Source organism: Sodalinema sp., assembly GCF_046483825.1.
Taxonomy (GTDB): Bacteria; Cyanobacteriota; Cyanobacteriia; order Cyanobacteriales; family Geitlerinemataceae; genus Sodalinema.
Genome location: NZ_JAWOCL010000234.1, coordinates 1 through 9,926, shown reverse-complemented (window position 1 = coordinate 9,926; position 9,926 = coordinate 1). Strand labels below are relative to the sequence as shown.

The window sequence follows — 9,926 nt, the reverse complement described above, 5'->3', positions numbered from 1 at the left end:
AAACCGTCCCAGTCGAGTTGGGGCTTCCGGGGGTTCCATGAGTATTGGCTCAATGATACCAATGCTTGGGTGTATCCCCATCTCCACAAAGCCACGGAACGAATGATTGAGTTGAGTAAACGCGAACCGGCTGACGAGTTGGAATGGCGAGCGCTTAATCAGGCGGCCCGAGAACTTCTCTTGGCGCAATCGTCGGACTGGGCGTTTATTATGCGTACTGGAACGATGGTTCCTTATGCCGTTCGCCGCACTCGCTCTCATTTGATGCGCTTCCACAAAATCTATGATGATGTCCATGTGGGCAAGATTGACTCGGGCTGGATTGAGAAGGTCGAAGCCATTGATAACATCTTCCCGAGTATCAATTATCGGGTCTATCGTCCGTTGTAGGGATTAGCTACCCCGCGAAAGCCCCGCGCTCTACGCGGAGCGTGAGTGACGGGATGAAAGCGGGCCAGCAATTCTCATTTTGACCCGCATCCTGTCCAAGATGCCCAATCTTGAACGAAAGAATACGGCCTTCGAGAATCCTTATTCAGAATTGTCTCAATAGGCTAGGGCAAAATTTCCATAATGAGAATTGCTGAAAGCGGGCAGCGGAGGTAGACAGGCAACCCGCCAATCTGGTAAAATTAAGCTGCGTGCCGCAAATATAGAGACGGCATTTCTACGGTATTTCCTGCCAAGCGACAGTGTAGACACCCATAGCTGGAACACGATTACTGGAAAGCGCAAAATAGGAATCCTCAAGGCAAGCCTCCTTTGTGGAGAATAACAATTTTAACAGTGGGGCTGGGCGTCTCCCTCACTATAAAAAGCTCGAACCCGGTAGCCAGTGGTAGAACACTTCCGGTGGGAGAAGCCCGCACCGTATGCTTGCATCGGTGTCGGGAGTACGTCACGCAGGAAGGGGCAAAAGGCAAGAGGCAAAAGGCAAGAGGCAAGAGGGGAGACCCTGGATTCTCGCCTTTTGCCCTTTTTTGTGGCTCGAAATGTAAAGTTTTGTTAATAGGGTTGCGGGGTCAGACCCCTCACCGCTATAGTGTGTTTAGTAGATGCACCCTGATGGCAACGCCCAGATTTCGGTCTTGGGCGTTTTTTTTGGCAAATTTCAGATATTTTTGGGAGAAGAAGGGCGACTGGACGTTTGACTCGATAAGGGTTTTGGGGATTTTTCGAGGAGGAGATAGGTGGGGGTTTTGCCTTTGCCCTTAATCTCGATTTCGCCGCGATAGGTGAGGTGATACTGGTCTTGTAGGACGTTATAGGTTTCCTGAGTGACTTGGATGGCGTTCGGTAATCCGTGGGATTCCATACGACTGGCCAGGTTAACGGTGTCCCCCCAGAGGTCGTAGATAAACTTTTTCAGGCCAATCACCCCGGCCACGACTGGCCCGATCGCAATCCCGACGCGCATTGAGAAGTTGGGATAGTCTTGGAGATGATGTTGCTGATTGAAGTTGGCGAGAGCATCTCGCATATCTAGGGCCATATCGGCGATCGCCTCAGCAAAGTCATCCCGCGTCTCAGGTAAGCCAGACACCACCATATAGGCATCGCCGATGGTTTTGATTTTTTCGAGTCCATGAAGTTCTGCGAGGCGATCGAACTCAGAGAAGATCTCATTTAGGAGTTGCACCAACTCCGGCGGAGAAATGCGGGTTGATAGGGCGGTAAAACCGACAATATCGGCGAATAAGACCCCAGCGTGACTAAAACTATCGGCGATCGCCACATATTCGGTCTGTTCCTTCAGTCGTTTGGCGATGGTATGGGGCAGAATATTCAGTAATAGCTTCTCCGATCGCTCCTGTTCCTCGGCGATGCGGTGATACGCGATCTCCAACTGGCGGCGGGCCGTAAACTCCGATCGCCGCAGTCGTTCGTAAAGATAAACGGATAAATTGCAAATCACACAGATCCAACCCAAATAAACCCATAAGCCTAAGTAACCCAAGTTGGCTAGGGGAATCTTGGAAGGAATGTCGAACACGATATCTAACAGCCAATAGGGTCCTAAGGCGATCAGTTGGGCCACAACGTGCAGCCGCCAACGCACCGGAATTAGGGTGGCTTGTCCCAGAAAAATTGCCGGCCAGACTAGCAGTGAGGGTTCCAAGTTGTTGGCGATCGCCCGCTGAATCAGGGGAATCAGGCTAACAGTTCCCGAAAAAAACAAGAAGACCAGACCACTATAACGTTGTCCCCAGCGCGATCGCACCAGCAGGCCACAAACCACCATGGCCATCAATGTGATCAGTTGTGTGGTCAACCACATGGAATTAAAGGCGCTGCGGTCAAAGTAGAAATTCCACAGTTGCAAAACCAGAAACGAGGAGTAAGCCAATCCCACCAGCCAGACTCCCAAACTGAGACGATGGCGAACAAAGCGATCGCGCCAAATCTCATACTCGGGCATCCTGGGTGTCCGGTATTTAGCACAGGTTTTTAAAAATGTCAATACACCCTGAAGATCTCGTCGCAGTCTCAATGGATTCATAAATTTGCGAGGCAAACACCTTGATGTAACCCAGTCGAGGGATCGAGCCAAGTTCCCTTTTAGGGTAGTTGCAATAATCCCCCAACTCCAATCTTTGATTCCCATATTGGAGTCAACTGAGATCTCAATTGTGCCTCGATTTCAGACCATTAAGACCCTCAACGGCGTTGACATGATAGTCCCTCTCCCGCCTCTAGGGGTTCAGAACTCTTGAGATAGTCTTCGACCCAAGCACAGCCTCGGGTCAACAACGTCTGCAAATTCCCCCAACTCGGCAACAGCCACAGCCGCACCGTACCATCCTTGCTGGCTGAGGCTAACAACTCTTGCCGAGGATGAAACCCCACACTCAAAACACTGTCCCCATGACCTTCAAAGATCTCTGTATTCGTTCCATCTAACTGCCAAAGACGAACCGTGCGGTCATCACTCCCCGACACCAATTGTAGCGGCATTCCCTCAGGGCTAAAACTCACCCAATTGACCCGGCCCGTATGACCTTGCATCACCTGCAACAACTCCCCCTCAAACGTCCACAGACGTACCCGATTATCGGAACTAGCCGAGGCAATCAAATCCCCCCCAGGACTGACACTAACCCAATTCACCGAACCCGTCGAACCCGAACCACTTTCAAACGTAGCCTGACGAGTTCCATCCCGACTCCAGCGCCGTAGGGTGCGATCGCGACTGGCCGAAACAAACCCAGTCCCATCAGGATACCAAGCCACACTATTCACCGCCTCCTCATGGGCCTGAATCGTCCGTTGTCGTACCCCATCAGCCACCCGAGTGATCACAACAGTACCATCATCCCCCGCCGTCAGTAACTGACGACTATCGGGACTAAAACTAGCCGTGCGAACCCCCTGGCCCGGAGACCAAACCCGCAGCGCCTCCTCTTGGCCCACTTGCCATAACCGTACGGTATCATCGGCCCCCGTCGAGACCAAAAAGCGACCATTAGGACTAAAACTGACATTGAGAACCGTATCCTCATGGCCCTCCAGAGTCCCCTGTCGTTGACCATCAAGGGTCCATAGTTGCACCGTTCCCCCTTCATGGGCCGAAGCCAATAGGGTTCCATCGGGGGAAAAACCCACCGCCCAAACCTCTCCCTGCTTCGCTTCCAACACCGTCTCCACATCCCGCTGAAGTTGCCAAAAGCGAATACTGGTATCAGAACTGGCCGTGGCCAGTCGAGTTCCGTCGGGGCTAAAACTGGCTCCCCACACCGCATCACGATGACCCCGTAACTCTTGCCGTAACTGACCCTCAGCGGTCCAGACATAGACCGTTCCCTCGGCGGTGGTCGTCGCCATAAAGCGACCGTCAGGACTAAACCGCAGATCCAGAATACGACTATCACTAACCGAGGGTAGCCGTTCAATCTCTTGATAGGTTGTACCTCGTCGTAGCCAAACATTGCCATCTGCATCACTGGTGGCCAATTGGCTTCCATCGGGACTAAAGGCCAAACTCGTCACGCCACTCTCGTGAGGCGTCAAGGTTTGGGCGAGGGTTCCATTGGCCCGATTCCAGAGTTTAACGGTACCATCTCGGCTGGCACTGGCGAAGCGTTCCCCGTCGGGGTGGAAACTCAGGCCCAAAACCCAGTTGCGATGGGCGGCGATGACCTGTTCGGGGTCCTCCTCTCCCGTCCAGAGTTTCACTTGACCCTCAGCATCGGCGATGGCCAAGGTCTGGCCATCGGGGGAAATTTGCACGCTGGTGACGGTAGATTCACCATTATCGAGAACTTGCAACAACTGTCCCTGATGACTCCAAAGTTTAGCGGTTTTATCATCGCTGCCGGTCAAAATCCGTTGTCCATCGGCACTGATGCTTAAACTGGTGACGGCCTTGTCATGGGCCGCAAGCCGCTGTTGTAGGGTCCCATCACTACTCCAGAAATCGAGGGTATTTTCTAACCCCACCGTGACCAAAAAACTGCCATCTGGACTAAAACTGAGGTCGAGAAGTCCTTTACTGGGGGTCTCAATGCGATTTTGTTCAAAGGTGACTTCCAGGGACTGTTGCAGTTGGGGGACAATGTCCCGTAACAGGTCAGGATCTGAGGGCTTGAGTTCTCCGAAGCGCTCCCCCGCTCGTAGGCTCTCTAAGAGGGCGGAAAAGGAGTCCGGGGGGGTCAAAGGCAAATAAGCCCGTGCAGCGGCGTTGCGGGCTTTAATTTCGGCGATCGCAGCGGTTTTTTGGGCGCGGACAGCCAGGTTAGCCACCACCCCTAATACAGCGGCTCCCAGCAAGGAGACCACGGCCCCGACAATCCAAAATCGTTTCATACGGGCATCGGTTTGCCGTTGTTGTTCCTGGGCCTGGGTCAGTTGTTTGAGAATGGCTTTTTCCTGACTCAGCCGTAGGTTGGTCTCTTGTAAGTCAGCCTGGGCCTGAACGTCAGCCCGTTCCCGTGAGAGACGAATAAACGCCACCAGGTAATCATGAACCAGTTGGAAGCGGGGTTCGGGGGCTTCGGGCAATAGGGAGACTAACCCGGATTTAACGAAGATTTCTAAGATCAGATCCAGGGCATCGCTGCTGTCGTTGAAGTCTCGGGCGAGTTCTGAATAGGCTTTGATGGGACGATGCCCCTGTTTATCGGTGAGACGATAGAGGAGATGACGGGCGGCGGTTTCGTTTTCTTGGCCGCAATCTCGGATGACATCTTCGAGGAAGTCTTCGACGAGTTGTTGTTTGGGGTTAACGCCGAGTTGTCGATATTGGTTGAGGCGGGTGATGTTTTTATGTTGCAGTTGGGCGCCAATCAGTTGTAGTTCGATGGGGCGCACGTCACCGGATTCGTTGGCTAAATCCTCGACGATCGCATCGATCAGGGCCGGTTCTAGGTCAAGATGGGGCCGGGTTTCGGTGAGATGGCCAATTAGATGCCGGGCATCGTCGGGGCTGAAGCTACTGAGGTAGTAGAGACGGTGTTGATCGAGGAGATTGTGGTCTCGGGCGGTGATGGCCAGTTGGCGATCGCAGTCTAAAAGACAGTGAATATAGTCTTCTCGCAGGGACAATAGCACTTTGACATAGAAGATATCAAAACAGCGCTTGAGAAAGTCATAGAAGGGCCGACGCTGATCGGCTTTGGTGTTGGCGAAGAAAAATTCCTCAAATTGGTCAAAGATCAAGACGACAAAGTGATTGCGCTGGCTGGCGAGTTTCAGGGCCTTGAGGAGATCGCCGTAGGGGTCGTTGGCCGTAGACTCGGGACTGGGGAGGTCAAGATATGGGTCGAGTTGTTGCCGAATGCGAGCGCCCCAATCATCATAGACTCGTACCACAATCGGCAGGGGGGTGCGAATGCCGATGCTGGTCTGTTGCAGGGCGGGAACTAGGCCCGCGTCGATGAGGGAGGTTTTGCCCACTCCCGAAGGACCATAGAGGGTAATGAGTTTAAATTCAGGCCGGGCCAGGCGTTCGCGAATGATCTCGATATCGGTCCATCGCGGTGAGGCCAGGATTTCTGGGGCGACGTGGCCGGGTTTGGCCGCCTGGCGGCTGGCGTTGGTGGGGGTATAGGGGAAATGTTGCCGTTGGGGTTTGAGTTGGCCGGCGCCGATGAAGGCCCGAAATCCATATTGTTGTTCAATGGATCGTTGCCGCTGTTTGATGTGAAAGGCGGCCAGATATTGTTGATGTTGGCGGTAGCTATCCCGGAGGCTGTCGAGGAGTCGTAGGTAGCAATGGGGGTCGATTTGGTGGGCGGAGTCTTTTAAGGCACGAGGTAGGTCTGTTAGGGCGATGTCTAGGTTGTCTTGGGCGCTGTGGGGGCGATCGAGCTGCTGTTGGGCGCTGACGAGCAGTAGGCGAATGGTTTGACTGATGAGAAATTGGAAGGGTAGGGGAAAGGGTTGTTGAATGTCGAGTTGGGCTAAGGCTTGTAGGGCGCGATCGGCCCAGGCTTGGGCGCGATACCAATGGTGTTCGAGGCTGGCAATTTTGGCTAAAAAGCCATAGTCAAGGGCGAGATAGAGGGGGTCGCCATGGGTTTTGTGGAGTGGAATGGCGCGGTGGGCCAGTTGGTTGAGGCGGTCCCACTGACCGAGGCGATGTAGGGTTTCGCCGAGGATGGGCAGAATTTTGGCAACGGCATCGTGCTGTTGGTTACTGTCGAAGAGATCGACGCCGGTTTGCAGATGCTGACGGGCGGTGTCGAGGGCGGTTTGGCCGTCGGGATACTGACTGTGATCGAGACGACGGCTATCGTGATCGCGCAGGGCGACTAAGCCGAGATGGAGATGGAGAAGGGCTTGTTTTTGCAGGGAGTCGGGATGTTGGGGCTGATGTTGCCAATAGTTAAGGGCGTTGCGGAAGTGGCGGCGGGCGGTGTCGAGGGGAATGCGCGGCCGTTCGTAGGCGTTGCGTCCTACGAGGACTTGGACGCGGGCGGCTAAGTCGGGGTTGAGATGTTGGTGTTGCTGTTGTAGGGCTTCGAGGGCGCTGCGGAGTTCTTCGCGATCGCGGTCTTGGGTGAGGGTGGCGTTGGGATGCCATTGGGCTAGGGGGCCATCGCCTTGTAGGAGTTTTTGTTCGAGGCGATCGCTTTGGTTACGCAGTTGTTGTCGCAGTTGGTCGGGGCTGAGGCTAAAGTGATAGGTGGTTCCCCAACTTTCAAAGTCGGGAACGAGGCGGATGAGTTGGTTGAGGAGACGATCGTTGACCCAAAGCAGTAGGGGACAGGGGAAATGTTTGCGAAATTCTTCGCGGACGGGGTTGGCCGATCGCAGTAGGCGATCGGGGTCGTTGGCGGTCTCTAAGCCGTTGAGGGAGAGGACGGCGGGGTGATGAGGGGTGCGATAGGGGTAGAGGGTGTGAAAGAGACTACAGGCGTTGGCTTGGATGTCGATGGTTTGAATTTCAAGGGTGGTGGTGGCTTGTAGGGTCTGTAGGAGTTGCGATCGCAGGCTTTGGTAGTTGCAACGGACAAACATGAGTTTGAATTGTCCCTCGGCGGCTTCGAGGCTGAAGCGCAGTTCGTCGAGGGTCTGGGTCTGGGGTTTGGGGCCGTGGGTAGGAGAAACGGGGAGTCGGTCCATGGGGAGTCATCCTGATGTTAGTGGAAGGTCGCTGTTTTGAGGAGAGGATTGACGTCAAACCAAGACCCTTGATTGTCTCGATATTCAAAGATGAGAAGACTATGAATTAGGGATTGATAGTCGGCATCACCGCTAATTTTTTTATGTTTGACGACGAATTTTAAGAGGTCTCGTTCGTCGTGGCTGATGCTTCGTAAAAGTTGGTCACGTCGCTCCCGTAGGGTCAATTTGAGGGAGGTTTGGGAGAGGGGAAATTGACGCTCTTTTTCGATTTGACGGTGGAATAACCGTAGCAAATTTCGCGGATGTCCGCCACTGGCATAACAGAGGCGATTCAGGGTTTGGGGATGGTCAAAGAGGCGATCGCACTTCTGTTGTCGCGCTTGGGGTGAAGCGTCGGGAAAGGCTCGGGCTAGGATGAGTTGCCGCAAATGCCTTAATCCGGGCTTTGAGAGGCTGCCCTGGCGCTGTTGAACGGCGACCATGGGAAGCACCTTGGGATCGAGGCCAAGGCTCATGGTGAGGCGGCTCAGGTCGCGGGAAAAGAGGAGGCTGGAGGGGATGGTATAGACGACATGACAGTTGAGTTTGCAGAGGCGATCGCCGCGATCGACAAACAGGTATTCGGGTTGGGGTCGCCCCCAGGGTTTTTGGTTGGTTTCTAGGCGATCGAGATTGTCAACTAAAATGACTAAACCGGCTTTGTTTTGCTCTCGTAATTGCTGCACGACTGGATTGATGAGTTCGTTGTTAAAGGCATCGAGAAAGGTTTGAATACGAGGTTCGAGGTATTGTCGTAGTTGCGATCGCAAATCGGGTCGCCCGTGGGTTCGTGCGCTGAGTTGTTGCAGTTGACGACCGAAGCCATCGCGATGAGGAGATCGGTCTAGGGTCGGAATATCGGTGGCGACAAGACTATTGGCTGTTTTGATTAGGGAAAAGAGTTGACCGGCGGGTTCGATGGTTAGACTCTGACCAAAACTATCATAGACTTGACGGGCGATCGCCAAGAGTATATCTCCCACGTCTAAATCCGCCATATCCAAATCCTGAGAGGATTCAAAATAGACCACTGCAAAGCCATTATTCTGTAAACGGGCCTGGAGTCGTCGCAATTCGGTCGATTTTCCACAGCCAATATGGCCCGCGAGTAATTGACAGGTGGGTTCTTGGGGACAAAACAAACGAATTGTTGCATCGAGTTCCCCAAGGAGATCTCCTCCTCGGGCTTTTGATAGGTCAACATAGTAACGACGGTCTTGGGGACGGGTAATATCGAGGGTTTGACTCGGATTACAGGCTCGATAGACCGTCGCCAGGTCCAAAGATGCAATCATAATGGCGGGTTGGGTTGGGGTTGGGGTTGGGGTTGTGGAGATGCACCCAATTTGCAACCCAGTTCAGGATTGAGATGAATGGTTCACCGAGTTCGGCTAACACAACGCTGGGGAAGAAAACTCTAAGCTGGCCTTAGTCACAAATTCCTAGCCAAACACATTTATCGGACTCTTCCCCTCGTCCCGCCAGTAAGGTTGATTCTGGGGAATGATGAGGTTCGGCTGACAGTCTCAGTTGAGTGAATAGGGGAGTGAGTAAGGACAAAATCCCCAGGGTTAGGCTGATCACGATCGCGGTCTGACGCTCACGCAAAGATCTAGAGTCACAAGGGATGACTTGAACAGTGGTTCTCATTGGGAAAACTCCATAACGTTAAACTTGGACATCACTTTAGACTCACCCGCCGATGAGAGAGGATGTCCTTAGTTCTCTTTTCAAGGAGTCTTACCCTAATTCTGGCAAGTTTCTCAGAAGTTCGGGTTGCGGCTATGACAGTTTCAGTCCTGTTCGTTCAGTCCCTGGAATCTCTACCATTTTTTATTCATTCGTGCCATAGATGTCTGTAGGGGAACTCACTGGTAACCCTTCCCAATACGGCTGTTCGCTCTCCTCGGTGTTGGATGTCTAGCCAGTCGGGGCGAAATTTTTTTTGCCCCGACAATGCCCCGACAATATCGAAAAATGGTATGAATGGATCAGACCTGAAATTCTGTACGGGAGAATGAATGGGAGAATGAACAATAAAACGCTATTTTTTTGTGGTTTACCGCCGCAATGGTTAATGTTTTGCGTTTATTTTTTGGGGAGTTTCTAGGGTCTTCAATTAGCCTGAAATTTCTATTTTTCTAGTCTTCAGGATATACGGTGTGATTTGTTGCATTTGATACAAAATTGTAGGCGAACCCACCCCTAGCCCCTCCCAGGAGGCGAACCCACCCCTAGCCCCTCCCAGGAGGCGAACCCACCCCTAGCCCCTCCCAGGAGGCGAACCCACCCCTAGCCCCTCCCAGGAGGCGAACCCACCC

At 53.2% G+C, this 9,926-nt stretch carries 5 protein-coding genes; 1 reads left to right on the top strand and 4 read right to left on the bottom strand.

Features of this window, described 5'->3' with window-relative positions; genetic code table 11:
• The coding region (locus R6U67_RS15165) for a 1,4-alpha-glucan branching protein domain-containing protein (RefSeq protein ID WP_410253328.1) at positions 1-390 on the top strand (390 nt) is incomplete at its 5' end.
• Between the two features lie 721 nt (positions 391-1,111).
• Here R6U67_RS15165 and R6U67_RS15160 read toward each other — a convergent pair.
• The 4 genes from R6U67_RS15160 to R6U67_RS15145 form a co-directional block, all read right to left on the bottom strand.
• The gene (locus tag R6U67_RS15160) at positions 1,112-2,419 is read right to left on the bottom strand and encodes an adenylate/guanylate cyclase domain-containing protein (RefSeq protein WP_410253327.1); all 1,308 of its coding nucleotides are present in this window, start codon (positions 2,417-2,419) and stop codon (positions 1,112-1,114) included.
• 239 nt (positions 2,420-2,658) lie between these two features.
• Positions 2,659-7,563 carry a hypothetical protein gene (locus R6U67_RS15155; RefSeq protein WP_410253326.1) on the bottom strand — a complete coding sequence of 1,635 codons (4,905 nt, stop codon included), beginning with the start codon at positions 7,561-7,563 and terminating at the stop codon, positions 2,659-2,661.
• A 17-nt stretch (positions 7,564-7,580) separates the two neighbouring features.
• Complete coding sequence (locus R6U67_RS15150) at positions 7,581-8,900, bottom strand: ATP-binding protein (protein ID WP_410253325.1); 1,320 nt, start codon at positions 8,898-8,900, stop codon at positions 7,581-7,583.
• Between the two features lie 133 nt (positions 8,901-9,033).
• Entirely contained in the window at positions 9,034-9,213 is a 180-nt protein-coding gene (locus R6U67_RS15145) for a hypothetical protein (RefSeq protein ID WP_410253324.1), read from the bottom strand.
• Positions 9,214-9,926: the final 713 nt, after the last annotated feature.

Coding starts and splice junctions, on each gene's coding strand:
- R6U67_RS15155 (WP_410253326.1), bottom strand. CDS start 7,563: ATGGACCGACTCCCCGTTTCTCCTACCCACGGCCCCAAACCCCAGACC.
- R6U67_RS15150 (WP_410253325.1), bottom strand. CDS start 8,900: ATGATTGCATCTTTGGACCTGGCGACGGTCTATCGAGCCTGTAATCCG.
- R6U67_RS15160 (WP_410253327.1), bottom strand. CDS start 2,419: ATGCCCGAGTATGAGATTTGGCGCGATCGCTTTGTTCGCCATCGTCTC.